The organism is Kocuria sediminis (assembly GCF_009735315.1).
Lineage (GTDB): Bacteria > Actinomycetota > Actinomycetes > Actinomycetales > Micrococcaceae > Kocuria > Kocuria turfanensis.
Window position 1 is genome coordinate 1 of record NZ_WOGU01000006.1, and the last position, 26,515, is coordinate 26,515.

A 26,515-nucleotide genomic window follows, 5' to 3' on the forward strand; every position below is an offset into this window, starting at 1 on the left:
CTTCATCGCCGTCTCGATGGTCCCCAAGGACATCCAGGGCACCGACCTGCACGTGCAGGAGGTGCACCAGGACTACGCCGCCACCCACCCCGAGGCCGCCGGCATCCTCACCGCCGCCGAAACCGCCCAGCAGCAGCGCGACTGAGCACCCCGGACCCCGCCCCGCGGCCACCCGCGCCGGAGGCACCGGGCGTAGACCGCCGGGCGCGGACCACCGGAGCCGCCCACCGGGCACCCCGCACGGGGGGCCCGACGGGCGGCTCCGGCCGTGCCTCAGCACCGTCATGGCGGTGCTGTCATGGCTGCACTGTCACGGCTGGGCTGTCATTCCTGGGCCAGGTGGGTGTGCATGCGGACACCGTCCCCGTTGAAGATGCTCAGCACCTGCGCGGGATGTCCGCCCGCGGCGCTCATGGCATGCGGCACGTGGGTGTCGAACTCGGCTGCCTCGCCGCGGGTGAGGACCAGGTCCTGCTCGCCCAGCCGGAGCCGGAGCCTGCCCGTGAGCACGTAGAGCCACTCGTACCCGTCGTGCACCCGCAGCTCCGGCAGCGTGTCGACGGGCGGGTAGGTGATCTTGTAGGTGTGGACGGCCGCCCCTTCGGGGGTGAGCGGGGCGATGGTGAGTCCGTCCCGACGAACGACCGGGCGGCGCACCCGGGGATCACGGGCCTCGGGCTGCAGGAGGTCGTCGATGCGGATCCCCAGCTGCCGGGTCAGGGGCACCAGCAGCTCCAGCGAGGCCTGGCGCTTGCCCGACTCCAGCCTCGACAGCGTGCTCGTGGACATGCCGGCCCGCGCGGCCAGCTCCTCCAGGGTCAGGCCGCGGGCACGGCGTGCCGCCCGCAGCCGTGGCCCCACCTGGTCCAGCTCCCCGCTCATCCCGTCCCCTCACGTCCTGCCGGCTCGCTCCCGGTTTGCCAATTCTGCAAGAAAGTTTGCCACAGTTTGCGCCTGCCCCGCAGACTCGGTCCATGGACAACATGCAGTGGGACGTCGTGGTGATCGGTGGCGGGGCAGCGGGGCTGAGCGCCGCCCTGCTCCTGGGGCGGGCGCGCCGGCGCACGCTGGTGGTCGACGCGGGGAGTCCCCGCAATCGGTTCGCGGGGCACATGCACGGGGTGCTCGGCCAGGAGGGAGTGCCGCCGGCCGAGCTGCTCCAGCGCGGGCGGGCCGAGGTCTCCGCCTACGGGGTGCGGATCACCCGCGGAACGGTGGAGCGGGTGGATCCGTCCGGGGCCGGGGTCGAGGTGACGCTGCACGAGGGTGAGCCGGTGCAGGCGCGGACGGTGATCGTGGCGACCGGGATGACCGACGAGCTGCCGGGGATCCCGGGGCTGGCGGAGCGGTGGGGCCGCACCGTGCTGCACTGCCCCTACTGCCACGGCTGGGAGGTCGCCGATCAGCGACTCGGTGTGCTCACGACCTCACCGCTGGGTCTGCACCAGGCCCAGCTCGTCCGGCAGTGGAGCGACACGGTGACCGTGTTCACGGCGGGGCTCGGGCCCCTGGACGCCGCGGCCGAGCTCCGGCTCCGATCCCGGGGCATCGACCTCGTCGCCTCCCCGGTCGTCGAGGTCCTCGGCGCCTCCGAGGGCATCGACGCGGTGCGCACCGCGGACGGCGCGCTGACCGCGGTCGACGCCCTCTTCACGGCCGGCACCCCGCGGCCGCACACCGCGTTCCTCGACCATCTCGGCCTCGCCACGACGGACACGCCGATGGGCCGGTTCCTGGCCGTGGACGGGACGGGCAGGACCAGCAACGACCGCATCTGGGCGGCCGGCAACGTCACCAGCGCCGGCCTGACCGTGCCCATGTCCATCGGCGCGGGCGCCCTCACCGGCGGAGCCGTGAACGCGGCCCTGGTCGCCGAGGACTTCGACCGCGCCGCCGCCCAGGATCACGCGGCGGGGCCGGCCCCGAGCGAGTACTGGGAGCACCGCTACACCTCCGCCGAGCGGATGTGGTCGGGGCGCGTCAACCAGGTCCTCGCCGAGATCGCCGCGGACCTGGTGCCGGGGCGCGCCCTGGACCTGGGGTGCGGCGAGGGCGCGGACGCGATCTGGCTCGCCCAGCACGGCTGGACGGCCACCGGCATCGACATCTCCGGCACCGCGATCCGGCGGGCCACCGAGGCCGCCCGATCGGCGGGGATCCCCGCCGACCGGATCTCGTTCGTCGCCGCCGACCTCTCGACCCTGGACGAGGACGACCGGTACGACCTCGTCACGGCCAGCTTCCTGCACTCACCGGTCGCCCTGCCCCGCACCGAGATCCTGCGGGCCGCGGCACGCCACGTCGCGCCGGGCGGGCACCTGCTGATCACCGGCCACGCCTCCGCTCCGGCCTGGGCGGACCTGCCACCGGCGCACGAGCCGCGGTTCCGCACGCCCGCCGAGGAGGTCGAGGAACTGGACCTCGACCCCGCGCAGTGGACGGTCCGCGTCGCCGAGACCCGCCCCCGGCGGATCGCGGACCCGCAGGGCCACCCGGCGAGCATCGACGACTCGGTCGTGCTTCTCCAGCACCACCAGCACCTCGCGGCGGATGCCGCCGCGGGCTCGGCTGGGCGGCGCCGCTGACACAGGGCGGAGCGAGCGGAGCGCGAGCGCGTCGTCGTGCCCCGCACACCTGCCTCCCGAGGTCCGCGCGCAGCACCGCACCGGCCGGCCGCGGGACCTGCCGGCGCCGTGACCTGCGCGTTTCTCTGTGTCCGTCGGTGAACACGCTTTTGCATGCACAGTTGAGAACCGCACGCCCGGGGTGCTCAGGTAGGGAGGACAGGGCCGACGACGGGTGGGGACGACGGCCGGCGGGGGACCTGGGGAGAGAGCCGGAACGCCCGGAGGCGTGGTCGGCACGGGACGCGCTGCCCACGGTGCCTCGTCGGGGGAGCAGCGCCCGGGCCGCCGGACCCGTGCGGCCGGGGCGCGGAAAGGAGCACAGGGACATGGTCTTCGCCGGGATGCTCCTGCTGACGGCGGCCCTGTTGCTCGTCGTCCTCCTCGCCCGCGCCACCGAGATGGACATGGTCCGCTTCCAGCGGCTCACCGCGATGGCGGTGCTGGGCCTGATCATGGTCGCCGCGGCGATGTTCGCGGCCGGTCTCCTCGTGACCGGTGGCGCTGTCCTCGGACTCCTCTGAGCCTCTCTCCTGTGGGCGGGGTCCTGGAGCCGTCACCGGCAGGACGGGGCGTCGGCCGGGCGGAGCCGGCAGGACGGCGGGGTGCCCTCCGGGCCGTCGCCATCACCGGGCTGGGACCATCCGGCAGGGATCCACCCGGTACGGACCCACCCGGCACGGATTCACCTGGATCGGGTGATGCCGCCCGGTGGTCGGAGGCGGACCGTGGTGTCGATGGTCAACCCGTCCCGCGGGGAGCCTGCGGGACACCTACCGGAGGGAGCAGTCATGGCGACCACCACATTCGACCAGGACACCGGCCGACGGGACCACAGCGGCGGCGCGAGGGTCGGGACGGCCGCAGCCGGCATCTTCATGGTCCTGGTCGGGGTCCTGCACGCGTTCCAGGGCCTCGTGGCGCTGTTCAACGACGAGTTCTACGTGTACGGCGAGGAGTACATCTTCACCTTCGACATGACCGGGTGGGGCTGGACCCACCTCATCGCCGGCGCCGTCCTCGCCGTGACCGGCTTCGCCCTGATCCAGGGAGCCCTGTGGGCGCACACGCTCGCGGTCGTCCTCGCCGGTCTGAGCATCGTCGTGAGCTTCCTGTGGATGCCTTTCTATCCGCTGTGGAACATCGTGGTCATCGCCTTCGACGCCTTCGTGATCTGGGCGGTCACCACGCGCAGGCGGGACCTCACCCGCTCCTGAGCAGCGCCTCGGGCCGTCAGGGGCTGAGGGAGCTGAGCACTCCGGTGAGCACCAGGACGAACAGCAGCAGGGCCCCTTCGCTGTGCAGCGCGGAGCGCAGATCGTCCCGCGCCGCCCGGTCGGGGCGGGCGCGCAGCCGGGGGAGGAGCACGTAGCGGTTCCAGGCGGCGACGCCGACCACGCCGGCGACGACCAGGACCTTGAGCAGCAGCAGCCAGCCGTAGCGGGTGGACACCAGGTCCTCGACGCCACCCAGGATCCGCCACCCCAGGATCACACCGGCCACCGTGAGGGCCAGCACCGACCCGGCGGCCACGGAGGAGAACCGCACCAGCGTCGCCGTCGCCTGGCGGACCGGGAGGTCCCGGGCCCGCCCCAGCACGGCGAGCAGCCCCAGGATCCCGCCGATCCAGACGACGCCTGCGGCCACGTGCACCGCATCGGCGGTGACCACCAGCCAGCTCGGCTGGACGGCGCGGCTGTGGCCCACGACCACCAGCGAGGCCACGGCCACGGCCACCCCGCCCAGTGCCAGCCGGCCGGCCGGAGACGCCCGGTCGCCCGCAGCCCGGGGGAGGGCGCCCACGGCCACGACCGTGCCGGCGACGGTCATGCCCGCGGCCACCGCGGCGTCGGAGCCGAGCGCGGTCCGCCACAGGACCGGGTCGGCCAGGGCAGTCAGGGCGGCTCCGCTCTGCCACATCGCCGTGGCCGGGACGGAGGCCACGGCCCCGGCCACCGCCGCGGCGGCCCCGAGGCCGGCCAGGGCGCGGACCCGGCGTCGGCCGCCCGGCGCCGTGCCGGGCGGGGCGGCGAGCAGCAGGAGGTCGAAGACGGCCAGACCGGCCGCGGCGAAGATCCCCAGATAGACCAGCGTCTGGGCGGCGTGGTGGGCCACCAGACCCCCGTGAGCGGCCGACGGGGTGACGTGCCCGGTGGCCGGCAGCTCCGTGTGGGCCACGGCGGCCGGGACGGCCAGGAGCATCAGCAGCATCGCGGTCAGGGCGGCGAGGACCGCCAGGACCGCCCGGCAGGCCCTCCGCTCCTCGCTGTGCGGACCCGGTGTGGCCCGGCCCGCCCTGGTCGACTGCATGGGTCGAACCCTAGTCGGCCGGACGCGCGCGAGGACGCCGCACCGGTTTTCCGCCGCGGCCTCACCCCTGGTAGGTTTCCGGACCAGGGGCCCGAGCGGTGTGCCGGCCCAGGGCAGGGGGCAGCAGTGGGAGACAGCCGATGAGCCGGCGCGCGGCAGCGTGCCGGCTCCGGGCGCTGCTGATCACCGCCGTCGTCCTCTCCCTGGCCGCCGCCGGACACCTCGCGGCCGGCGGCGCTCCTCCCCCTGCCCTGCCGATGCTGGGACTGGGCGCGGGCCTCCTGGGCCCCGTGGCCCGGGTGGCCCGGCGGACGCTGCGCCTGCCCCGCGTGCTCGCGCTCCTGGGGGCCACCCAACTCGGGCTGCACGAGATCTTCACCGCCTGGTCGATCCCCGCGGACTGCCCTGCCGGTGGCCACGGCCACCACCTGCCCCCCGCACCCGGCCCGTCGTGCCTGCCCGGGACCGCTTCCGGAGCGGGACACCACGGCCTGGACGGGACGGGGGTGGCCATGCTGGCCGGCCACGTGGCGGCGGTGCTGCTCACCGCCGTGGTGATCTCGACGGCGGACAACGCCCTGGAGTGGGCGCTCGCCTGGTTGCGGCCCCTGGTCGCCGGACCCCGCCCGCCCCGCCTGCCCCTGGGGTTCCGGCAGGGGGACCTGCCCCCGGCGCAGCGCCCCAGGGTGAGGTGGCGGGGCCTGCGGCGGGACCGGGTGCGCGGGCCGCCCGCCCTGTGGGCGCCGAGGAGAACCTGCTGGGGATGACCCCGGCGGGGTGCTCCCGGGCGCCCGCCTGCGGTTGACCCCACGACTCCTCCCGCGCCGCCGGGCTCCGGCGGCGCGAACGAAAGGCCCACTCTCATGACGAACACCATTGCCCCGCGCCTGATCACGAGCACGTCCGTCCTGGCCGTCGCCGCGGGGCTGACGGCGCTGGGGCTGTCCCCCGCCGCCGCCCACGTCTCGGCGACCTCGACCTCCACCGCCGCAGAGGGCTACGCCCAGGTCACCTTCTCGGTGCCCAACGAGTCCGACACCGCCTCCACGAACAAGCTGGAGCTCACCCTGCCCGAGGACACCCCGTTCGCCTCGGTGCGGGTCAAGCCCGTGGAGGGCTGGAGCACCGAGATCACCGAGGAGCAGCTGCCGGAACCGGTCCAGGTCGGGGAGGGTGCCATCTCCGAGGCGGCCGCCACCATCACCTGGACGGCGGACGAGGAGCACGCGATCGCGCCGGGCGAGTTCCAGACCTTCACCATCTCGGTCGGCCCGCTCCCCGAGGAGGGGACCACCCTGCTGCTGCCGGTGACCCAGTCCTACACCGACGGCCGGTCCGTGGCCTGGGACCAGCCCACGGCCGAGGGGGAGGCCGAGCCCGAGCACCCGGCCCCGTCCCTGACCACCACCGCCGCCGAGGCCGACGGCCACGGGCACGCCACCGACGACAGCACCGAGGCCGCCGCCGCGGCCGAGGAGGCCTCCACCCAGGTGTCCACCGGCACGGGGCTGGGCTGGGCCGGGCTGGTCGCCGGGCTGCTGGGGCTGCTCGCCGGGGTCGTCGCCCTGGTGCGCACCCGCCGCCGCGGCTGACCCGCACCCGGCGAAGCCTGCCGGACGACACCCCTGCGGGAGCGCCCCGCAGGGGTGTCGTCCGTGCCGGGACCGGTGCGGCACCGCGGTCCCGCGCTGGCCGGCATCTCCCCGGTTGTCCCCGTGCTGCGGGAGTGACGCGCTCCGGCCTGTCAGTGGAACCGGCCATACGTGCTCGACGACGCAGCCGCCCGCCGGCACTCCGGCCTCGAGGCCACACCGTGGGCCGAGGTGTGCCGCAGCACCGCGCACGGCGCGCCGACCGGGCGCTGACGGCTCCGGACCGCCCTGGGGGGGCTCACGTGCCCGGGACGCCCGGGCGCGTCCGCTTCCTCGACCGTGGCCGGTCCGGGCCGGGCGCACTCCGGCTCCGAACCGGCGTACGAGCAGACATGCTCGGTGCCGCCGCCGAGTCCCGCGCCGACTCCCGCGCCGACTCCCGCGCCGACTCCCGCGCCGAGCCCCGCGCCGGGCAGCGGCAGCGCGGCGTCCCCGGGACGTGCCGAAACCCGGCCATGCGCTGCCGTGCCCGCGTCCCGGGGGCGGGGGACCTCGGTGGCCGTCGCGGAGCCGTGGGCGGGGTGGACCGGGCGCGCCGGCGCCCGATGCCCGGTCCCGGGCCGGCGAGGCGTGCGCTGCCGGGCGGCCCGGTGAGGCGGCCTGCGCCGCGCAACCGCGGCCCGGCTGCGGCCCGGCCGGGACCGGCCCGCGGGACAGCGCCGGGCCGGCGCGATGGGCCTCCCTTGTGGGGACATTCGCCGGTTTCCCCTCTTCGTGTGCCTTCGCACATGATGAAGTGGGTGTGTGACGCCGTCCCGCACCGGTTGCCCCTGATCTTGTCCCCGGGATGGCCACGGGTGGTTGCGCGGACATGGGAAGGACGCCCCGGATGATTCCTGCGGTGCTGCAGACCGAGGACCTGGTGAAGACCTACGGCCACGGTGCCAACGCCTTCACGGCTCTCCGCTCGGTGAGCCTGGCGATCGAGGCGGGGGAGTCCGTGGCGATCGTGGGCAAGTCCGGGTCGGGCAAGTCCACCCTGATGCACCTGCTGGCCCTGCTGGACGCGCCGACCTCCGGGTCGGTGGCGGTGCGGGGCCAGGACGCCGGGTCCCTCTCGGCCCGGGAGCTCAACGCACTGCGCAACTCGATGTTCGGGTTCGTCTTCCAGCAGTTCTTCCTCACCCCGGGGCAGACGGTGCTGGAGAACGTGGTGCTGCCCCTGAAGATCGCCGGGGTGGGCCGTGCGGAGCGCCGCCGCCGCGGCCTGGCGGTGCTGGAGCGGCTGGAGATGGCGGAGAAGGCCGGGGCCCGGGCCACCGACCTGTCCGGGGGCCAGAAGCAGCGGGTGGCGATCGCCCGGGCGCTGGTCAACGACCCGTCCGTGATCTTCGCCGACGAGCCGACGGGCAACCTCGACTCGGCCACCGGGGCGGTGGTCCAGGACATCCTCTTCGAGCTCAACCAGGAGCGGGGCATCACGGCGGTGGTCGTCACCCACGACGCTGAGCTGGCCGCACGCTGCGACCGCCAGGTGCACCTGCGCGACGGGCTGATCGTGGACCTTCCGGCCCCCGCACCGGCGGACCCGCTCGACGCCGTCGTTCCGGCCGATCGGGACGAGGTCGTCCTCGGGGCCTCCGGAGGCGCCCGGTGACGTGGACCGACATGGTCGGTTCGGCCGTGGCCAGCACCTTCCGGGGCCGGATCCGCACCGTGCTGACCGTGGTGGCGGTCTTCATCGGCGCGCTGACCCTGACGCTGACCTCCGGCATGGGCACCGGGGTGAACCGCTACATCGACGAGACCGTGGCCGCCTTCGGCGACACGGACGCGCTGTACGTGCAGAAGTCCCAGCCGCTGCTGGAGCTGTCGACGGGCACGGGCCCACGCTCCTACGACCCTGCGGACACCCAGGTCGCCACCGGGTTCGGCGTGTCCTTCGCGGGTCTGTCGGAGGAGGACATCACCGTCGTCGAGGACACCCGGGGAGTGGCCTCGGTGCACCCGGTCTACAACGTGGTCCCCACCTATCTGCGCGCCGACGGGGCGAGGTTCCAGCTGGCCCTCGGCATCCCGGTCGACGGCGAGGGCCTGCAGGTGGTCGCCGGAGCCACGGCCGCGGACGGCGCGGACGAGCTCGCCATCCCCGACAGCTGGGTCGCCGACCTCGGCTTCACCTCGGCGGAGGACGCGGTCGGGGAGGTCCTCGAGGTGGTCATGACGAACACGGCCGGGACGGAGCAGACGTTCGAGGCCACGGTCTCGGGGGTGACCCAGGCCAGCCTGGCGGGGGTCGCGATGAACCCGCTGCCCTCGACCTCCTTCAACGAACGTCTCTACGCCTACCAGGTCAGCGGAGGCCCGGAGGAGGTGGCGGCCACCTACATCATGGCGCGGGCCGTCATGGACGATCCCGCGCAGGCTCCCGCGGTGCAGGAGCGGCTGGAGGAGGCCGGCATGGTCGCCTCCACGGTCGAGGACCAGCTGGGGATGTTCCGCACCGTGATCGACGCCGTGATCTGGATCCTCAACACGTGCGCGGTGATCGCCCTGCTGGCGGCGAGCCTGGGCATCGTCAACACGCTGCTGATGTCCGTGCAGGAGCGCACCCGCGAGATCGGGCTGATGAAGGCCCTGGGCACCAGCGGGACGAAGGTCTTCGGGCTGTTCACCCTGGAGGCGGTGTTCATCGGCCTCCTCGGCGCGGTCCTCGGCGTGACCACCGGGGTGGTGGCCGGGTCCTGGGTGGCCCGGTGGCTGGCCGAGGAGTTCCTGGCGGGGCTGCCGGGGCTGTCCCTGTTCGCCTTCCGGGCCCCGGAGATCGCACTGATCGCCGTGGCCGTGCTCGCGATCGCCTTCGCGGCGGGCACGATCCCGGCCGTCCGGGCCGCGGGCAAGGACCCCATCACCGCCCTGCGCCACGAATGACCGCACCCACCGCCTGACCCGCACCGTCCCGGCCCGGACTCCTCACCGCGGGAACGCGGGCTGTTCTGCTGCCGTGCGGCGCGTCATCATGGAGACAGGCCCGAGGAGAGCAGATGAGCCATGGTCGACCGTGATGTGCTGCGCCAGGTCACCGTGGCCGCGGCGGTGGGCGGGGGCTTCGTCCTCGGGGTCTCCGGGGACTACGGGGACGCCGCCGCCGGCCCCAGCCCGGTGGTGCCGGCCAACTACGCCTTCGTGATCTGGGGGCCCATCTACGCCGGGCTCTTCGGCCACGCCGTCCACCAGGCGTTGCCGGCCCGGCGCCGGGACCCGGTCCTGCGCCGCACCGGCTGGCCCACGGCGTGCGCGGTGGGCCTGTCCGGGCTCTGGGTGTGGGCCCAGGACCTCCCGGCCCTGCAGCTGCCCCTGATCGCGGTGACGGCCGCCGCTGCCGTGGTGGCCTGCACCCGGGCGGCGCCGACGGACCCGGCCGAGGCCGCCTCGGTGCGTGACCGGTGGCTGGTGCGGGTCCCGCTGGGCCTGTTCAGCGGCTGGATCACGGTGGCGACGGTGGCCGGCGGCGGCGAGGCCCTGATCGCCTCCGGGATCAGCGCCCCGTGGCCGGGTGCTGCGGCCTGGGCCGCGGCGGCGCTGGCCGCCGCGGGCGCCGCCGGTGCCGCGCTGGCGTGGTGGCGGCCGGTCTCCCTGTCCTGTGCCGCGGCCGTGACCTGGGGGCTGGCCGGGGTCGCGGTGCGGGTGCTGCCCCAGAACCCGGTGCCGGGCACGGCGGCCCTGCTGGCCGGAGCCGCCGTGGCGGCGGCCGGGGTGCTCGGCGCCCGGAGGCGCCGGACACCCCGGAGCCGGGGAGGACGTGCACCCGGGGCGGGGGCCGCGGGCCCGGCGGCGTCAGCAGCTGCAGACCGGTGACCCTGCTGAGACGGCCGCACCGTGCTCCGCGGACTGCGCGACCCGCAACGGGCCCGCCGTCCCCGCCCCGCAGGCGGGAGCCCGGCGGGCTCAGCGTCCTCGCCACGAGGCGTCACCGAGTTGAGCCGGGACCGGGCCCGGCGCAGACTTCTGGTGAGGTCGAGCAGGCGGCCTGCCGTCACCGACCGGCACCCCGCACCGGGTCGTGCCGGACCCCGGGAAGGACCCGCATGGAAGAGGACATCGTGGCCATGGTCCAGGCCTACCGGCTGGGCAGGCTGCTCCGACAGGCCGGGCTGCTGCCACGGGACGTCTGGTCCCGGTCCGTGCGCGCCGGTGGCACGGTCGGGGAGCACGAGGTCGAGGCCTACGTCCACAGCGCCCTGACGCTGCCGGCCGAGGAGCGCGACGCCCTGGCCCGGGCCGCCAACGAGCTCACCGCCCACCTGGGGCTGATGCCCGCACCCTGCAGCGATCAGCTGTGGGGCCGGATCCGGCTCTCCGCCGAGACCCGCCTGCGGTGACCGCCGCCCCGGGCGCCGCTGCGGTGTGAGCGCGGGGGTCAGGTGCGGTAGCAGTAGGAATCCGAGGAGGCGTCCCCGCCCTCCAGCCGGATCTGGTGGACGCGCAGGCCGCGGAAGTCCTCCTGGGTGAGGAAGAACTCCTCGTCGATCGACAGGCCGCCGGTGTCGGTGTCGGCGTCGATCTTGGCCATCCACGCCCCGATCCCGTGGGGGTAGAGCTGGTCGTCCCAGGCCCCGTAGAGGGAGTTGGTCACGTAGACCCGGGTGCCGTCGCGGCTGGTCTCCACCATCTGCGGGCCGCCGCCGAGCCACGTGTCCGGGGCGGAGGGGTGTGCGGCGCGGTCCCCGATCCCGCCCAGGCGCACCGATCCGGTCTCCCGCGGATGGGCCGGGTCGGAGACGTCGTACTGCTTCAGCTCCCCGGTGCCCCAGCAGGAGACGTAGAGCCAGCGGTCGTCCACGGACAGCGAGATGTCGGTGACCAGCGGCGGCACCGCGCCGAAGGGGCGCAGGAACTCCGGCAGCCGGTCCGCGTCGAGCGGTTCGGCCGGAATGGAGATGACCTTCTCCGCGGCCCACTCCCCGGTCGCGGTGCGGTGCCAGTGGAAGATCGAGGCCGAGAGGTCCTCGGTGGAGATCACCGCGTCCACCAGCCCCCAGGTCGCCTCCGGGTCGTGGGCCGGACGCAGCTCGAGGGCCATCTGGTGCTCGGGCCCCAGCTCCACCCGCTGCAGGTGCTTGCCGGCGGCGAGGTCCCAGAAGTGCAGGGCGTGGCCGTACTCCTGGTTGAGGAGCTGCTCGCCGACGATGCCGTTCTCCACCATGGCCGGGGTGCCCCACTCGCTGGTGACGAGGGTGTTGTGCATCAGGTGCCACCACGCGTCGTAGGCCAGGTGCTGGGGGCCGCGGTCGGTCTCCCACTTGCCGATCACGTCGAAGGTGCTGTGGTCGAGCACCGCGATGCCGCCGGGGCCGCCGTCCCCGGACGCGGCGCCCAGGCACGAGAGGTACACCCCGTCGGGGCCGCAGTGCAGGGTGTGCGGGCGGGAGTAGCCGGCCTTCTCGGCCAGCTCCTCGGCGGTGATCGTCTTGACCACCCGCGGGTTCCGCGGATCGGGATGGGTGTCGGCGACGTGCACGTCGGAGGACCGCAGCCCGGGCAGCAGCAGGTACCGGCGGGACAGGCCGCTCATGTCGTGGCCCTCGTGCATAAAGGCGCTGCTGCAGGCGTTCCACCCGAAGTGGTGCAGCTCGTCCCCGGTGCCGGGCATGTCCTCCCAGCCGACCACGGTCCCGTAGGAGTCAGAGTCCGGGTCGAGGTCGACGACGGTCAGCGCGTCGGGGCGCTGCGCGGTGCGGTCGAAGGCGACCACATAGGCCAGTGTCTCCCGCGGGGCCGCGATGGCCTGGGCCGGGGAGCGGTAGAACGTGGGGTCGGTGGCCGCGGACGTGGCGTCGGTGCCGTCACCGTCGCCGGGCCCGGTGGAGTGGTGGTGGTGGCCGGAGGAGTTCATCGGACTTCCCATGCTGGGGGAACGGGCGGGTGGATGCCGGGTGCTCCGTCCCGGGGCTCCCGAGGAGGGGCGGCCGGCACGGCTCCAGTCTCCCACCCCGCCGGCGAGTAGGCCAGGTCACACGTCGCCCTTCCGGGCACCGGCTCCGACGGCCAGCCACACGGTGCGGTCGGGCGGCAGGTGTCCGTCGCCGAGCGGGCTGCTGGCCAGCAGCACCCGAGCGTCGGCGGGCAGCGGGACCTCGGCGCCGGAGAGGTTGACCAGGCAGCGGAAGCCGGCGCCGCGGTCGTAGGCCAGGCACCCGGACGGGGCCTCGGCCCAGGCGAAGTCGGTGGTGGCCAGCCCGGGGTGGGCCCGGCGGATCCGCAGGGCACGCCGGTACAGCTCGAGGGTCGAGCCGTCCACCCCGTCCTGGGCCTCGACCGACAGCTCTCCGAAGTGCTCCGGCTGGGGCAGCCACGCGCCGCCCTCGCCGAAGCCGAAGGAGTCCCCGGCGCGGGTCCAGGGCAGGGGGACGCGGGCGCCGTCGCGGCCCTTGAGCGTGTGGCCGGTGCGGTGCCAGACGGGATCCTGCAGGAGCTCGTGGGGGATGTCGGGCACCTCGGGCAGGCCGAGCTCCTCGCCCTGGTACAGGTAGGGCGAGCCGGGCAGGGCCAGCATCATCAGGGTGGCCGCCCGCGCCCGGTCCAGGCCCAGCCGAGGGTCGAGCGCCGGGTGGCGGCCGTCGGCGAGCAGCCACGCGTCCGGGTCGGTGTCCTCCGGCAGGGCCAGCCGCGAGGCGTGGCGGGGGACGTCGTGGTTGGACAGCACCCAGGTGAGGCCGCCGCCCGCCCCCGCGTGGCCGGCGAAGGCCTGGTCGATCACGGCCACGAACTGGTCCCGGTCCCAGCGGGACTTCAGCAGGGAGAAGTCGAAGACCTGACCGAGCTCCGTCGGGCGGGCGTAGAGCCAGGTCCGCTCGTTGGCCGGGTGCCACGTCTCGGCCACCGCCATCCGCGGGGGGTCGTACTCGTCGAAGACCTCGCGCCACTCCTGGTAGATGGTGTGCACCTCCTCGCGGTCGTAGAGCGGGTCGGTGCCGTCCAGCGGGAGCATGCGGTCCAGGGTGGGCTGATCGCGCAGCGGGTGGGAGAGGTCCTTGGCCAGGGAGTGGGCCACGTCGATGCGGAACCCGTCCACCCCGCGGTCGGCCCAGAACCGCAGGGTGTCCTTGAAGTACTGGCGCACCTCGGGATGGTCCCAGTTCAGGTCCGGCTGCTCCTTGGCGAACAGGTGGCAGTACCACTGGCCGTCGTCCACCCGCTTCCAGGCGGGCCCGCCGAAGTGCGAGACCCAGTTCGCGGGTGGGCGGGCTCCGTCGTCGCCGGTGCCGTCCCGGAAGATGTAGCGTTCGCGGGCGGGGGAGCCCGCCGGTGCGGCGAGGGCCTCCTGGAACCAGGGGTGCTGGTCGGAGGTGTGGTTGGGGACGATGTCGACGATGATCCTGATGCCCGCCCCGTGGGCGCCGGTCACCACCCGGTCGAAGTCGTCGAGGGTGCCCAGCCGTGGGTCGACGTCGCGGTAGTCGCTGATGTCGTAGCCGCCGTCGGCCAGCGGGGAGGGGTAGAAGGGGCTGAGCCAGATCGCGTCCACGCCCAGCTCGGCGAGGTAGGGCAGGCGGGAGAGCAGCCCGCCCAGGTCCCCGAGACCGTCGCCGTCGGAGTCGGCGAAGGAGCGGGGATAGACCTGGTAGACCACCGCGGTTCGCCACCAGTCCGGATCAGGGGCGGCCGGGAGCGGGGCGGGGAAGGGGGAAGAGGGCATGAGGACTCCGTCCGTGGAAGAGAGTGGCAGGGCAGCGGTGGGGAGGTGCAGGAGCAGGCCGGCCGCGGTGGGCGCCGGCGATCCGCGGCGTGGGCTCAGCCCTTGACCGAGCCGGCGAGCATGGCCTTGACGATGTGGCGCTGGAAGAAGAGGAACACCAGGATCATGGGGGCCATGATCAGCAGGGACCCGGCGTTGAGCAGGACCACGTCGGTGGAGTACTGGCCCACGAAGTTCTGCAGGGCACCGGCCATGGTGCGCTTGGCCGGGTCGTCCATCAGCACGATGGCCAGCAGGAACTGGTTCCAGGTGGAGATGAACATCAGCAGCCCCAGGGAGGCGATGGACGGCAGGGCCAGGGGCAGGTGGACGGCGCGGAAGGACTGCCAGGCGCCGGCCCCGTCCATGCTGGCGGCCTCGGAGAGCTCGGCGGGTGCGTTGAGGAAGTGGGCGCGCATCCAGAACACGGCGAAGGGCATGTTCAGCCCGATCAGCGGCAGGATCAGCCCCAGACGGGTGTTGAGCAGGCCCATCTCCTGGATCTGGTAGTACAGCGGGACGATGGTGACCTCGAAGGGCAGGGTCAGCCCCAGCAGCAGCAGCACGAAGAGGATCGACCCGCCGGGGACGCGCAGCTGTCCCAGGGCGTAGCCGGCCATGGTGGCCAGCAGCACCCCGAGGGGCACCACGCCGAGCACGAGCAGGAAGCTGGAGCCGGCCAGGGTGGTGATGTCGGCGACGTGCCAGGCGTCGACGAAGTTGTGCCACTGCGGGTCGCTGGGCCAGCTCAGGCCCAGTGGCACGGAGCCCTGGGGCTGCAGCGCGGTGCTGAGCATGCTCAGCAGCGGGAAGATCGAGAAGGCCATCGCCAGCAGCAGCAGCGCGACCCCGGGGATCCGGGTGCTCGTGGGGGTACGCATGGTCACTTCTCCCGGAACAGTCGTTGGAGGGGCAGGATCACGGCCAGCACGAGCGCGCTGAGCACCAGGGCCAGGGCGGAGGCGAGGCCGATGCGGGACTCGGTGAAGCCGAGCTGGTACACCTGCACACCGGGCACCATGGTGGAGTACCCGGGCCCGCCCTGGGTGGCCATGAACACGATGTCGAAGCTGGCCAGAGCGGCAATGACGGTGATGGTCACGCACACCCCGATCTCCTGGCGCAGCCCGGGCAGGGTGATCGCCCGGAAGGTCTGGAAGAACCCGGCGCCGTCGAGCGTGGCCGCCTCGTAGAGGGAGACGTCGATCTTGCCGATGCCGGACATCAGCAGGATGGTGCAGAAGCCGAGGTTGATCCAGGTCCCGATCAGGCCGACCGCCGGCAGCGCCCAGGCCGGGTCGCCGAACCAGGCGCGGGTCACGGACTCGAGCCCGATGGCGGACAGCAGCTGGTTCACCGCACCCGAGGTGGCGTACATCCAGCTCCAGGCGATGGCCGCGGCGGCGGCCGGGATGACGTAGGGGATGAACAGCAGGGTCTGGGCCAGCCTGCCCAGCCCCTTGCTCCGCAGCTCCCGGATCATCCCGGCCACCAGCAGCGCCACCGTGACCGGGATGACGGTGAAGAAGATGATCAGGAAGAACGCGTGCCAGATCGAGGACAGCAGCTGCGGGTCGGTGAAGACCCGCACGTAGTTCTCCAGGCCCACGAAGGTGGCCACGGTGATGCCGTCCCAGTCGTAGAAGGAGTACTGGATCGAGGCGGCCAGGGGGCGCAGCACGAACACCGCGTACATCAGGGCCGCCGGGGCCGCGAACAGCCATCCACCCCAGTTCCTCCTTCGCCGCCGGGGGCGGGGCACCCGCTCGGGGCCCCGGTCCTTCCCGGCCGGCGCCGGGGCGGGGGCGGTGCGGGTCAGGCCCTGCACGGGGCCGCCGGAGCCGTCGAGGGTGCTCATCGGCCCAGCTCGTCCTCGTACTTGGCCTGGACCGCGTCCAGCATGTCCTCCGGGGTGGTGGCCCCGTCGACGAGGCGCTGGGCCTCGGAGTTCCAGGTGGTGGTCAGCCCGTTCGTGGCGTTCTGCACGAACTGCACCTGCCCGTCGGCCTCCACCAGCTGCGCGAAGGCGTCCTGGATCTGGGCCCTGACGGAGCCCTGCTCGGTGGTCGGGACCTCGCCCTCCCCGGAGGGCGCGAACCCGGCGTCGGCGACGATCTGGCGGGCCTCCTCGGAGCGCAGGAAGTCCAGGAACGCGGCGGCGGCGTCCTTGGCGTCGGAGCCGGCCGGGATGGCGAAGTTCGAGGCCGGGTCCGACATCGTCGCCTGCTCGCCGCCTTCGGGGGCCGGCGGCAGGAAGAACCCGACGTTGTCGCCCATCTGCTCGTCCAGGGCGGCGGCGTCCCAGTTGCCGGAGGGGTAGAACAGGGCCTCGCCGGCGGCGAAGCGCCCCAGGGCGGCTGTGGCGTCGGTGCCGTTGGTGTCGGCGGGGTAGTACCCGGCCTCGGCCCAGTCCTGGATCGTGGTCAGGGCCTCGGCAGCCTCGGGGGTGTCGATCGTGGCCCCCGGGGCGTGGAAGACCCACTCGTTGAGCGACTCTGCCCCCAGGGCGTGGTTGAGCAGCATCTGCGTGCTGGTCATGACCTGGCCGGTCTGGTTGCCGGCCATGATCGGCACGATGCCGGCGTCCTCGGCCTCGGCCAGCAGACCCTCGAGCTCCTCCATGGTCTGCGGAGGTCCGCTCATCCCGACCTTCTCGGCCAGGTCCTTGTTGTAGTAGAAGCCGGTGACGGTGAAGCCGTCGGCCAGCGTGTACTGGGAGCCCTCGCCGCGCACCCCGTCCTCGTCCACCCGGTACTGGGCCAGCTGGCCCTCCGGGAGCTCGTCCCAGCCGTAGGCGTCGGCGTAGGCGTCGAGGTCGGTCAGCAGCCCGTCCCCGGCCACATCGGACAGGGCGATGACCCGGGCGATGTCCGGCGGATCGTCCGAGGCCAGCACGCGCGGGGCGTTCTGGGACTGCACGTCGTCGGGGTCGTAGCGGCCGGTGATCGTCACGTTGGGGTGCTTCGCCTCGAACGCGGCGATCAGCGCCTCATCCTTGGCCTTGAGCCCGGCGCCGTCGTAGAGGGTCAGCTCGACGGGCTCGTCGCCCAGGTCGGTGGAGACCTCCGTGGGGGCCGCCTCGGAGGCCGCCGGGGCAGAGCCGGCGCCGGGAGGGGCGCAGGCCGCCAGGGCGAACAGTGCGGCTGCACCCACTCCCACCGCACGCAGCCTGGTGCGCGCCAGACGGGCAGGATCCTGGGTGACCAGGTGATCGGTCATGGAACTTCCTCCTCCGGAAGGTGTCACGCCCCGGTGTTTCGGAAGCGCTTCCGAATATGATCTAGCTCATACTGCGACAGTGTCAACCCCGAGGGAGCGGGTTTGGATACACCACCTGCAGCGAGGGGCGCCAACTGTGGTTATGGCGGGGAACTTTTTAGAAAGCGTTTCCGAAGGATCTACACTGAGGCCATGAACTCCTCCAGAACCGTCGGCCTGGCGGATGTGGCCCGTGAGGCCGGCGTCTCCCTGGCCACCGCCTCACGGGCGCTCAACAGCGCCTACGGCGTGGCCGCGGCCACCAGGGAACGTGTCACCGAGGTCGCCCGGCGCCTGGAGTACGTCGCCTCCCCGGAGGCCTCGCGCCTGGCCACGGGAGCCACCCGCAGCGTCGCCCTGGTCGTGCCCCATCTGGACCGCTGGTACTTCGGGGAGATGGTCGGCGGCCTCGAGGAGGTCCTGCGGGAGGCCGGTCACGACGTGCTGCTGTACCACGTCGGGGATCCCGAGGGGCGCCACGCGTTCTTCGAGCGCCTGCCCGCCCGCCGCAAGGTCGACGCGGTCGTGGTGGTCGCGGTGCCGGTCACCGACCACGAACGGCGCCGCCTGGAGCTCATGGGCGTCACCATCGTCGCCGCGGGCGGCCAGGACGCCACCTATCCCTACGTCTCCATCGACGACGCCGCCGCCGTGCGGCAGGCCACCGACCACCTGCTGCGCCTGGGCCACCGCCGGATCGCCATGATCACCGCCGTCGACCCCGACCGCGCCGACCAGCCGGTCCACCGGGGGCGGACGCGGGGCTTCTACGCGGCCATGGCCCACGCCGGCGTCCCGGTCGACGAGGAGCTCGTCGTGACCACCGACTGGGGCGGGGTGCCGGCCGCCGAGGCCATGGAGAAGCTGCTCAGCGTCCGCGAGCTCCCCACCGCCGTGCTGGCCCACTCCGACGAGATGGCCCTGGGTGCGATGCGCACCGTCCGCCGCGCCGGACTGCGGGTGCCCGAGGACATCTCCGTCATCGGCATCGACGACCACCCCCTGGCGGAGCTGGTCGACCTCACCACCGTCCGCCAGCCGGTCCGGGACCAGGGACTGCAGGCCGCTCGCCTGCTGCTGGCCCTGCTGCGCGGGGAGGATCCCGACCCGGCGCAGCGCCTGCCCACCCGTGTCGTCGTGCGCCGCACCACCGCCCCCGCCCGCGACGCGCAGCCCGGCCCCGCACGTCCTGCGCCGGAGGTCCCCGCGCACTGATCGACGCCCCGGTCCCCACCCCCGGGCGGGGCAGGTCCCCGGCCGCCGACACCCCCGGACGCGGCCACCTAGGCTGGGCGGGTGAGCAGCACAGCACCCGCCCCGTGGGCCGAGCGCCACCAGGTGGCCGTCTACCTGGGGGCCATCGCCGCCGCTGTCCTCGTCGGCTGGGCGGTGCCCGGCGCGCCCGCGCTCGCCCCGGCCGTGACCCCGGTGCTGGGGCTGCTGCTCCTCGCCACGTTCCTGGCCGTCCCGTTCGCCGCGATCGGCCGGGCCTTCGCCGACCTGCGCTTCCTGGCGGCCGTGCTGGTGGTGAACTTCGCCGTGGTGCCGGTCGTGGTGCTCGTCCTCTCCCGCGCGGTCGCCGACCACGAGGCCGTGCTGATCGGGGTGCTGCTGGTGCTGCTGGCTCCGTGCGTGGACTACGTCATCGTCTTCACCGGACTCGCCGGCGGCGCCGCCGACCGGCTGCTGGCGGCCGCCCCGCTGCTGATGCTGGGCCAGATGATCCTGCTGCCCGCGTGGCTGCTGGTCCTCGCGGGCCCCGGGGCGGTCGCCCTCGTGGAGCTGGGGCCCTTCGTGGAGGCGTTCGTGCTGCTCATCGTCCTGCCGCTCGCCGCGGCCGCGGCGCTGCAGCGGGCGGCGCCCAGCTCCGCCGCGGCACGCCGGGTCGTGAGGGCGATGGCCGCGGCGATGGTGCCGCTGATGGCGCTGACCCTGTTCACGGTGATCGCCTCGCAGGTGCGCGGGGTGGGGGAGCAGCTGGCCGACCTCGTGACCGTGGTGCCCCTCTACGTCGGCTTCCTCGTGGCCATGGTCCCGCTCGGGGTCCTGGCCGCCCGGATCGCGGACCTGGACGTGGCGGCCTCCCGGGCCCTGCTGTTCGGCGGGGTCACCCGCAACTCCCTCGTGGTGCTCCCCCTGGCCCTGGCGCTGCCGGATCGGCTGGCGCTGACGCCGTTCGTCGTCGTCACCCAGACCCTGGTGGAGCTGGTGGGGATGGTGGTCCTCGTCCGGCTGGTCCCCCGCCTGGTGCCGGACCGCGATCCGCGGCACAGCGTGGTCCCGTCCGCGCCCGAGGGCTGATCACCGCCGCGGGCCGAGCGCGGCCCAGGTCTCCAGGCGGGTCACGGCCGCGCCCACACCGTCCTCCGCGCGGATCGCGGCGCCCAGCTGCCGCGCCCGCTCCCGCAGCGACCCGTCCCGCAGGCACCGTTCGAGCGCCTCGACCAGGAGCGCGGTCGTCAGCCGTCTCCGGGGGATCGGGGCGGCGCCGGCTCCGAGCTCGTGGACCCGTGCCGCCCAGAACGGCTGGTCGACGCCGTAGGGAACCGTGACGTGGGGGATGCCCGCGCGCAGTCCCGCCGCCGTGGTCCCGGCCCCCGCATGGTGCACCACGGCCGCCGCCCGCGGCAGCAGGAGGTCGTGCGGGACGGCGGTGCGCACCAGGACCCCCGGGCCGGAGTCGCCACCGGCGGCGAGCCCGCCCCATCCGGTCAGCAGCACCCCGCGGGAACCCGTGGCGCGCAGGGCGGCCGTGACCGTCCGCGACGCCCGGCGGGCGTCGGCGCTGGACATGCTCCCGAAGCCGACCACCACCGGGGGTGGCCCGTCGGCCAGGAACGCCTCGAGCTCGGGGTCGAGGGCGGCCCCGGGGTCCTCGAGGAACCAGTAGCCGGTCAGCACGTGACCGGGCGGCCAGCCGGAGGGCTTCGGGAGCACCTGCGGGCTGATGCCGTACAGGGCGACCGGCTCCGGCCGGCCGGTGGGCCGCTGCGTGAGTCCCGCAGCCGCCCGGGCGGCGCGCTCGGCCGGGCGCGTGGGGGCGGCCACCGCGAGGGCGGTGATCCGGTGGGCCAGACGGTTGCCGGCCCGCCCCGACCACCGGGGCACGTGCGGGGCCAGCACCCCGGGGAACGCGCCCGTGGCGGGGCCCAGCGGATGCAGGTGCGCCGAGAGGAACCGTGCCCCGATCCGTTCGGCGACCGCGCGGGCGATGGGGGCGCCCCCGATGCCCGCCAGGACCACGTCGGCTCCCGGGGCGGCCTCCAGGAGCGCGGCGGTCCGCACGGCGGCCTGGCGGCTCACCTCCTCCTGCATCCCGTGCGGCACCAGGCCGCGCATCCCCTCGCTGGACGGCAGGCGCGCGGCGGCCTCCTGCATGCTCCCGGGCAGGGCGACGGCCGGGACGCCGTGCTGCTCCGGGAGCCAGGTGAGATCCTCGGGCGCCGCGACGACCGTGCGGTGGCCCCGAGCCCGCAGGCCCGCGGCGAGCGCGGTGTAGGGCTGGACACCACCGCGGGTGTCGACGGCGACGATGAGCACGTCCATGGGCACCTCCCTTAATGCAACAGATTGTTGCATTAAGGGAGGTGTCCTGCCCAGGGGCCGGACCGCCGGCGCGAGCTCCCGGTGCGGCCGACACCTGTGGGCGCCCGCAGCGGGCGACAATGAGAGCATGTCCGCCACCGGATCCACCCCCGAGCCCCGCCCGTCGCGGTCTCCCGGCCGGGTGGGACGTCCCGCCGTGCCCATCGACGGCGTGGTGCTGGCCGCCACGCTCGAGGAGCTGGCCGTGGCAGGGCCGCACGCGCTGAGCGTCGACCGGGTCGCGCGGCGGGCGGGCGTCCACCGGACCTCCGTGTACCGGCGCTGGCCGGACCGCGGGTCGCTCGTCGTCGCCGCCCTCGAGCACCAGCTGGACGCCCTCGGGGCGCCGGCGGACACGGGCCGGCTGCGCACCGACCTGGCCTCCGTGCTCGGGCCCCTGGCGCGGCACCTGGCCACGCCCGGCGGCCGGGCCCTGCTGCTCGTGGCCCTGGCGGACGGGGTCTCCGGCGAGGTGGAGGCGGTCGTCGCCCGGCGCCTGGCCGCCACGGAGCAGCCGCTGGACGCCCTGGTCCGCCGGGCCCGGGACCGCGGGGAGTGGGGGCCGGGGGTCTCCGCCGCCGAGGTGGCGGACGCCCTGGTGGGCGCCGCGCTGCACCGGGTCGTCATGCTCCGGCAGCCCGTGACGGACGAGTGGGTCGATGCCGTGTGTGGCCTGCTGGCACGGGGCGCGGCGGCCGGGCCCGGCTCCGGCGGCTGAGGTCGGGCGCCTGCCGGGCAGGTGCCGGCCCGGCCTGTCCCGTCGCTGTCCTCAGGGGCCGGCCCCTCGTGCGATCCGCCCGGGGTTCGTAGACTGGCCGTTCGCGCCGCGGAACCGCGGTGGTCGACGAGAGAAGGGCATCCCCATGACCGATCAGCACGACGGCGCCGCCAAGGTGCGCGAGCTCATCCGGAAGACCCGCATCGCCATGCTCACCCACGCCGACGAGCACGGCAACCTCATCTCCAAGCCGATGGCCACGCAGGACGTGGACTTCGACGGCACCGTGTACTTCATCGCCGAGCGCACCTCGGACCAGGTGCAGGACCTCCAGCAGCGGCCCTCCGTCAACGTCGCCTACGCCGGGGAGGGCGCCTGGGTCTCGCTCACCGGGACCGCGCTGGTGCTCAACGACGTGGACAAGCTCAAGGAGCTGTGGGACAGCTTCACCGGCTCGTGGCTGGAGGGCGGGCCCGAGAACCCGGACAACGTCCTCATCGAGGTCACCGGCCGCTCCGCCGAGTACTGGGACACCCCCGGCGGGGGCAAGGTCACCCAGGTGGCCAACTTGGTCAAGGCCAAGGTCACCGGGGACACCATCAAGGGCGACAAGGGCGTCGTCGACCTCTGACGCCTCCGCCGTCCGCTCCGCCCGGGCCGGAGCGGACGGCTCCGGCCCGGGCGTGTCCGGCGGCCCGCGCGTAGAATCCGGGCATGGCTACCACACTGGTCCGTCCTCGCAACGGCAAGCTCCTCGCCGGCGTCTGCGCGGCGCTGGCGAACCGCTTCGGTCTGCCGAAGTTCCTGGTGCGCCTCGGCTTCATCGTCTTCGGCCTCGTGGGCGTGGGGGAGCTGGTCTACATCGCGTTGTGGATCATCATTCCCAAGCAGCCCTGAGTCTCCACGCAGACCGTTCCGCGTGCCGTGACGCCGACACGGCGCGCCGCGTCACGGCCTGCGCAGCGGTCCGCGCGCTCACCGCGCCGCGGCCGGCACGCCGCCGAGCAGGCGGCGGTAGCTGCGGTGGACGTTGAGGGCCACGGCGGTGGCCACGCCCGCCTTGAGCAGGTCGCCGGGAACGAACACGAGCGAGCCCAGCAGGGACGTGGACAGCGGCAGCCCGGCGACCACGGCCGTCCACGGCACGCCGAGGGCGTAGATCACGCCGATGCCGCCCACGGCCGTGCTGAGCAGGGCGGCGGCGAACCGGGCCGCAGGACGGGTCTGCCGCAGCGCCCAGTGCTGCACCAGGAAGCCGATGACCAGGGCGGCCGGGATCCAGCCGAGCAGGTAGCCGCCGGTCGGCCCCAGGAACACCCCGAGCCCGCCCCGGCCGCCGGCGAGCAGCGGCAGCCCGGCGAGCACGAGGACCTCCAGCACGACCACGGAGAGCATGCCCCGGACCGGGCCCAGCAGCGCGCCGACGAGCATCACGCCGAGGGTCTGCAGGGTGATGGGCACCGGAATGATGCCCACCGTGATCGGCGGCACCAGGCCCAGGGCGGCGATCAGGGCGGCGAACACCGCCACGAGGACGGTGTTCTGGGTGGTCTGCGGGTTCTCGGCGGCCATGGGGATCCTTCGGGTGGATGGGACGGGAGGTCAGTCGGACACGGGAGGAGCGGGGCGCGGGTCCGGCGGGTCGGAGTCGTAGCACCGGGCGTCGATCGCGGCGGAGATCTCCTGGGCGGACTCCAGGGTGCGCACCAGCAGGGGCACCAGCACGGCGACCGGGCGGTGGTGCAGGCCGCGGGCGAACTGGGCCTCGCGGATCGCGAGGTACTGGGCGCGGATCTCGGGGATGAACCGGATCGTCATGGACAGGGCCAGGCTGATCTGGGCCGGGTTCAGGCCCAGGTGCCGGGCCGGGCGCAGCAGGGTCTGGAACAGGGCCAGCATCTCGCTGAACGCGGTGCTCAGGGTGACGGCGTAGGCGAGGAAGCAGAGGCTGAGCAGCCGCAGGGCCGAGATCGTGGCGGTGTCCCAGCCGGCGGTCAGCGCCAGGGTGACGGTGACGATCCCCACGACGAGGAACAGCCCGGCCAGCATGCGCGCCAGCCGCAGGAGCGGCGTGCGGGTCAGCAGCACCGCCGCCACCGCGAGGACGAAGAAGCCGGTCTGCGCCGGGAGCCCGGGCACCGCGTACAGGGCGATGCTGGCGAGGAAGAGCAGCGCGAACTTGGGCCCGGCCGGCACCGCGGCCAGCGGCCCGGCGGGGCGGGCGCCGCTCACGAGTCGCTGATCCGGCAGTAGAACTCGAGCGCCCGGCCGGGGTCGCCGTCGAAGGCGATGCGGCCCTCGTGCACCACGAGGGCGCGGTCGTAGGCCTCGACCATGTCCAGGTCGTGGGTCACCACGATCGCCCGCTGGTCCAGGCCCTCGATGGTGGCCTGGAGCCGGCGGCGGTTGCGCCGGTCGAGCATGGTGGTGGGCTCGTCGAAGACGACGGTGGAGGGCTCCATCACCAGCACCGCGGCCAGGGCGACCATCTGCTTCTCCCCGCCGGAGAGCGTGTAGGACTCCCGGTCGCGCAGGTGGGCGATGTCCAGGCGCTGCAGGACCGCGTCCACCCGGTCGGTGAGCTCGGCGCCGCGCAGCCCGAGGTTCTGCACGCCGAAGGCGATGTCCTCGGCCACCAGGGGCATCACGATCTGGTTCTCCGGGTGCTGGAACACGAATCCCACCTGGCGCCGGATCCGTTTGGCGTCCTTGGCGGTGGTCAGCCCGCCCACCTGCACCGTGCCGCGGGTGGGCAACACCAGCGCGTTGAGCAGGCGCACGAGGGTGGACTTGCCCGAGCCGTTGAGCCCGATCACGGCGATGCGGTGCTCGTCCAGGGCCATGTCGACGTCCTGGAGGATGTCCCGGCCCTCCCGGGTGACGCTGACGCCCGTCAACCGGATGCCCGGGTGCCGGGGCGCCGGAGACATCACGGGCACCTCACCACGGGAGGGATCCCACATCGAATGCTTGACCGACATCTTGCGGGTCCTCTTTCCCTCGTAGTCCTCGGCATGGCTTCGTGCCGAGGTGCATCCTCGGTCTGCGTTCGGGATCACGGACGTGGAGGCGTCATCCCGGATCGAACGGCGCCCCCACACCGACTGCAGGAGTCCACGCCTGGGCGGTCGCGGACGGACGGTGCATGACCGCAGACCCACAGAGGTATGCCGCCGCATCTCGTTCCTCTACCGAGCACTGCACCACCGGGAGTCCCTGCTCCCCTCGGGGCACAGGTGGCAGGGGTGACACTCGTGGCAGAAGCCGCACTTGATGGCATCAACCTCCGGGGCCGTGTGGTGGTGGATGCACCGTCTCTGGTGGCGAACAGGACTGCCTCGAGCAGCGATGCTCAGGCCCGAACGTCAATTGAACACTGCTCAAGTATTGAACGGTGTTCAATACTTGGTCAACCCGAGTCGCCTGCTGACGACGGCCGGACAGCCGCCCGGCGCGCCGCGCCGTAGACTGACCCGGTTCATCTCGCTCCTCGAGGAGGCCCAGTGTCTCTAACCCGCACCGCCGTGGTGGACGCGGCATGGGCGTTGCTGCGCACCTACGGGCTGGGTGATCTCACGATGCGTCGGCTCGCCCGCGAGATGGGCGTTCAGCCAGGCGCGCTCTACTGGCACGTGACCGACAAGCAGACGCTGCTGCTGGCTCTCGCCGAGCGCATGCTCGAACCGGTCCGCAACAAAGACTCCCCTACTGAGCTCGTGACCGCACTACGTCTGGCGATCCTTGAGATCCGCGATGGGGCCGATGTCGTCGCGGTTGCTCACGCACTAGGTGCAGAGACCCTCCCGCCGACAACAGAGCTCGTATCACTGCTTCGCGCCCTCGGTCTGCCTGACGACAAAGCCCGCGGTGGTGCGCTCACCCTGATCCGATACACCCTCGGGTCCGTCGCCGCTCAACAGACCCGGGCCTCGATCGCCGGCCGTTCCAGCGAAGAGCAGGACGCCATGGACGAACAGGACTTCGAGATGGGGCTCGAGACGATTCTGCGGGGGCTGGGGGCCAGCCGAGTATCGACAGGCGACTCCGGGACTGCCGCACGGACTCGTGACATCTGAGTCGGCTCGTCGGCCGTTGTCCGGCCATGGGGGAGGCGGCGCGTTGACCACTTTGGCACGCTATCGGAAGTTCATGGCAGGTGCGGCGAGACGCGTGTGCCGGCCGTCAGCGAGAAGTGGGCTGTGCGCCGTCGGGCAGGCGCGCGAGGCTGCTCTTGCCCGAGCCGTCGAGCCCCATCACGGCGGGGCGGGGGAACGGCACGGTCCGGGTCAGTCCTCGAAGTACAGGGAGGCGTGCAGACGGCATCCCGGGTTGAAGCGCGCGCCGCAGCGCGGGCAGCCGTCCGCGTCCCGGTACTCGCGCACGGTCAGCTCGTGGTCGCAGACCCCGCAGAGGACGGCCGCGGCATCGCGCTCGGCGGCCGGCCACGGCACCGCCGCGTGCCCCGCGCTCTCCGCGTGGCAGAGGTGACAGGGGTAGTACTCCTGGCAGCACCAGAACCTGATCGCGACCACGTCGAGCGCCGTGCGGTAGTGCGTGCACCTCGTCTGGTCGTCGACCGTGCTCCCCAGGACTCTCGGCACCCTCACCCTCCTCCGCCGCGGCTCGTTCCCGCGGCCGTGCCGGACGGAGCGGCCGCGGGACACATTATCCACGCCCGCGGGCCGGACAT

Annotated in this window: 27 protein-coding genes; 15 read left to right on the forward strand and 12 right to left on the reverse strand. The window is 73.7% G+C overall.

The features are described from left to right. Positions 1-324: 324 nt before the first annotated feature. Positions 325-882 (reverse strand): helix-turn-helix domain-containing protein, encoded by a 558-nt coding sequence (locus GMA12_RS08200; protein WP_156268999.1) that lies wholly within the window; start codon positions 880-882, stop codon positions 325-327. A gap of 92 nt (positions 883-974) precedes the next feature. Here GMA12_RS08200 and GMA12_RS08205 point away from each other — a divergent pair, with 92 nt between their 5' ends. The 3 genes from GMA12_RS08205 to GMA12_RS08215 all read left to right on the forward strand — a co-directional run bounded on the left by GMA12_RS08205 (position 975) and on the right by GMA12_RS08215 (position 3,841). After that, positions 975-2,585 carry a bifunctional NAD(P)/FAD-dependent oxidoreductase/class I SAM-dependent methyltransferase gene (locus tag GMA12_RS08205; protein ID WP_156269001.1) on the forward strand — a complete coding sequence of 537 codons (1,611 nt, stop codon included), beginning with the start codon at positions 975-977 and terminating at the stop codon, positions 2,583-2,585. 368 nt (positions 2,586-2,953) lie between these two features. Then, positions 2,954-3,148 (forward strand): hypothetical protein, encoded by a 195-nt coding sequence (locus GMA12_RS08210; RefSeq protein ID WP_156269003.1) that lies wholly within the window; start codon positions 2,954-2,956, stop codon positions 3,146-3,148. A 267-nt stretch (positions 3,149-3,415) separates the two neighbouring features. Further along, the gene (locus GMA12_RS08215) at positions 3,416-3,841 is read left to right on the forward strand and encodes a DUF7144 family membrane protein (protein WP_206064662.1); all 426 of its coding nucleotides are present in this window, start codon (positions 3,416-3,418) and stop codon (positions 3,839-3,841) included. A 16-nt stretch (positions 3,842-3,857) separates the two neighbouring features. Here the strand turns inward: GMA12_RS08215 and GMA12_RS08220 are convergent, their stop codons facing one another. Continuing rightward, positions 3,858-4,934: a CopD family protein gene (locus GMA12_RS08220; protein ID WP_156269005.1), complete on the reverse strand. Its 1,077-nt coding sequence runs from the start codon at positions 4,932-4,934 to the stop codon at positions 3,858-3,860. 140 nt (positions 4,935-5,074) lie between these two features. Between GMA12_RS08220 and GMA12_RS08225 the strand changes: the two genes are divergently transcribed. The 6 genes from GMA12_RS08225 (at position 5,075) to GMA12_RS08255 (ending at position 10,908) form a co-directional block, all read left to right on the forward strand. Next, positions 5,075-5,701: a hypothetical protein gene (locus tag GMA12_RS08225; protein WP_156269007.1), complete on the forward strand. Its 627-nt coding sequence runs from the start codon at positions 5,075-5,077 to the stop codon at positions 5,699-5,701. Positions 5,702-5,797: 96 nt separating this feature from the next. Next, a complete protein-coding gene (locus GMA12_RS08230; RefSeq protein ID WP_156269009.1) occupies positions 5,798-6,526 on the forward strand; it encodes a YcnI family copper-binding membrane protein in 729 nt (242 codons plus the stop codon). 889 nt (positions 6,527-7,415) lie between these two features. Further along, positions 7,416-8,183 (forward strand): ABC transporter ATP-binding protein, encoded by a 768-nt coding sequence (locus GMA12_RS08240; RefSeq protein WP_156269011.1) that lies wholly within the window; start codon positions 7,416-7,418, stop codon positions 8,181-8,183. Continuing rightward, on the forward strand, positions 8,180-9,457 hold the full coding sequence (locus tag GMA12_RS08245) for an ABC transporter permease (RefSeq protein WP_162459637.1): 1,278 nt from the start codon (positions 8,180-8,182) through the stop codon (positions 9,455-9,457). The genes GMA12_RS08240 and GMA12_RS08245 overlap by 4 nt, the downstream gene beginning before the upstream one ends. Positions 9,458-9,577: 120 nt before the next feature. After that, a complete protein-coding gene (locus GMA12_RS08250; RefSeq protein WP_156269013.1) occupies positions 9,578-10,384 on the forward strand; it encodes a TspO-related membrane protein in 807 nt (268 codons plus the stop codon). 230 nt (positions 10,385-10,614) lie between these two features. Beyond that, a complete protein-coding gene (locus GMA12_RS08255; RefSeq protein ID WP_156269015.1) occupies positions 10,615-10,908 on the forward strand; it encodes a hypothetical protein in 294 nt (97 codons plus the stop codon). 38 nt (positions 10,909-10,946) lie between these two features. On the opposite strand, the gene GMA12_RS08260 is transcribed toward GMA12_RS08255, so the two are convergent. From GMA12_RS08260 to GMA12_RS08280, 5 genes are all read right to left on the reverse strand, one after another. Next, the gene (locus tag GMA12_RS08260; RefSeq protein WP_156269017.1) at positions 10,947-12,422 is read right to left on the reverse strand and encodes a selenium-binding protein SBP56-related protein; all 1,476 of its coding nucleotides are present in this window, start codon (positions 12,420-12,422) and stop codon (positions 10,947-10,949) included. A 117-nt stretch (positions 12,423-12,539) separates the two neighbouring features. Next, positions 12,540-14,225 carry a glycoside hydrolase family 13 protein gene (locus tag GMA12_RS08265; protein ID WP_156269019.1) on the reverse strand — a complete coding sequence of 562 codons (1,686 nt, stop codon included), beginning with the start codon at positions 14,223-14,225 and terminating at the stop codon, positions 12,540-12,542. 95 nt (positions 14,226-14,320) lie between these two features. Beyond that, positions 14,321-15,145 carry a carbohydrate ABC transporter permease gene (locus tag GMA12_RS08270; protein ID WP_156269021.1) on the reverse strand — a complete coding sequence of 275 codons (825 nt, stop codon included), beginning with the start codon at positions 15,143-15,145 and terminating at the stop codon, positions 14,321-14,323. Between the two features lie 2 nt (positions 15,146-15,147). Beyond that, positions 15,148-16,122, reverse strand: coding sequence for a carbohydrate ABC transporter permease (locus tag GMA12_RS08275; protein WP_156269023.1), 975 nt, complete (start codon positions 16,120-16,122; stop codon positions 15,148-15,150). After that, positions 16,119-17,483 (reverse strand): ABC transporter substrate-binding protein, encoded by a 1,365-nt coding sequence (locus tag GMA12_RS08280; RefSeq protein WP_156269025.1) that lies wholly within the window; start codon positions 17,481-17,483, stop codon positions 16,119-16,121. Before GMA12_RS08280 ends, GMA12_RS08275 begins: the two co-directional genes overlap by 4 nt. Positions 17,484-17,675: 192 nt before the next feature. On the opposite strand from GMA12_RS08280, the gene GMA12_RS08285 reads away from it, so the two are divergent. Further along, a complete protein-coding gene (locus GMA12_RS08285) occupies positions 17,676-18,737 on the forward strand; it encodes a LacI family DNA-binding transcriptional regulator (RefSeq protein WP_156269027.1) in 1,062 nt (353 codons plus the stop codon). An 81-nt stretch (positions 18,738-18,818) separates the two neighbouring features. Next, positions 18,819-19,823, forward strand: coding sequence for a bile acid:sodium symporter (locus tag GMA12_RS08290; protein WP_162459638.1), 1,005 nt, complete (start codon positions 18,819-18,821; stop codon positions 19,821-19,823). Here GMA12_RS08290 and GMA12_RS08295 read toward each other — a convergent pair whose 3' ends face one another. Beyond that, positions 19,824-21,068, reverse strand: coding sequence for a glycosyltransferase (locus GMA12_RS08295; protein WP_162459639.1), 1,245 nt, complete (start codon positions 21,066-21,068; stop codon positions 19,824-19,826). A 127-nt stretch (positions 21,069-21,195) separates the two neighbouring features. Between GMA12_RS08295 and GMA12_RS18265 the strand changes: the two genes are divergently transcribed. The 3 genes from GMA12_RS18265 (at position 21,196) to GMA12_RS08310 (ending at position 22,722) form a co-directional block, all read left to right on the forward strand. Next, positions 21,196-21,825 carry a TetR/AcrR family transcriptional regulator gene (locus tag GMA12_RS18265; protein WP_162459640.1) on the forward strand — a complete coding sequence of 210 codons (630 nt, stop codon included), beginning with the start codon at positions 21,196-21,198 and terminating at the stop codon, positions 21,823-21,825. A 145-nt stretch (positions 21,826-21,970) separates the two neighbouring features. Beyond that, positions 21,971-22,456, forward strand: coding sequence for a pyridoxamine 5'-phosphate oxidase family protein (locus GMA12_RS08305; protein WP_156269031.1), 486 nt, complete (start codon positions 21,971-21,973; stop codon positions 22,454-22,456). A gap of 83 nt (positions 22,457-22,539) precedes the next feature. Continuing rightward, positions 22,540-22,722 carry a PspC domain-containing protein gene (locus GMA12_RS08310; RefSeq protein ID WP_156269033.1) on the forward strand — a complete coding sequence of 61 codons (183 nt, stop codon included), beginning with the start codon at positions 22,540-22,542 and terminating at the stop codon, positions 22,720-22,722. A gap of 78 nt (positions 22,723-22,800) precedes the next feature. Here GMA12_RS08310 and GMA12_RS08315 read toward each other — a convergent pair whose 3' ends face one another. Genes GMA12_RS08315 through GMA12_RS08325 form a run of 3 tightly spaced genes read right to left on the reverse strand, consistent with a single transcriptional unit; the run spans position 22,801 to position 24,755 of the window. After that, positions 22,801-23,397, reverse strand: coding sequence for a biotin transporter BioY (locus GMA12_RS08315; protein WP_156269035.1), 597 nt, complete (start codon positions 23,395-23,397; stop codon positions 22,801-22,803). 30 nt (positions 23,398-23,427) lie between these two features. Further along, positions 23,428-24,057, reverse strand: coding sequence for an energy-coupling factor transporter transmembrane component T family protein (locus tag GMA12_RS08320; RefSeq protein WP_162459641.1), 630 nt, complete (start codon positions 24,055-24,057; stop codon positions 23,428-23,430). Beyond that, a complete protein-coding gene (locus GMA12_RS08325; protein WP_240898721.1) occupies positions 24,054-24,755 on the reverse strand; it encodes an energy-coupling factor ABC transporter ATP-binding protein in 702 nt (233 codons plus the stop codon). Before GMA12_RS08325 ends, GMA12_RS08320 begins: the two co-directional genes overlap by 4 nt. Before the next feature lie 573 nt (positions 24,756-25,328). On the opposite strand from GMA12_RS08325, the gene GMA12_RS08330 reads away from it, so the two are divergent. Then, positions 25,329-25,901 (forward strand): TetR/AcrR family transcriptional regulator C-terminal domain-containing protein, encoded by a 573-nt coding sequence (locus tag GMA12_RS08330; protein ID WP_162459642.1) that lies wholly within the window; start codon positions 25,329-25,331, stop codon positions 25,899-25,901. Positions 25,902-26,111: 210 nt separating this feature from the next. Here the strand turns inward: GMA12_RS08330 and GMA12_RS08335 are convergent, their stop codons facing one another. Further along, complete coding sequence (locus GMA12_RS08335; RefSeq protein WP_370830843.1) at positions 26,112-26,426, reverse strand: CHY zinc finger protein; 315 nt, start codon at positions 26,424-26,426, stop codon at positions 26,112-26,114. Between the last annotated feature and the right edge of the window lie 89 nt (positions 26,427-26,515).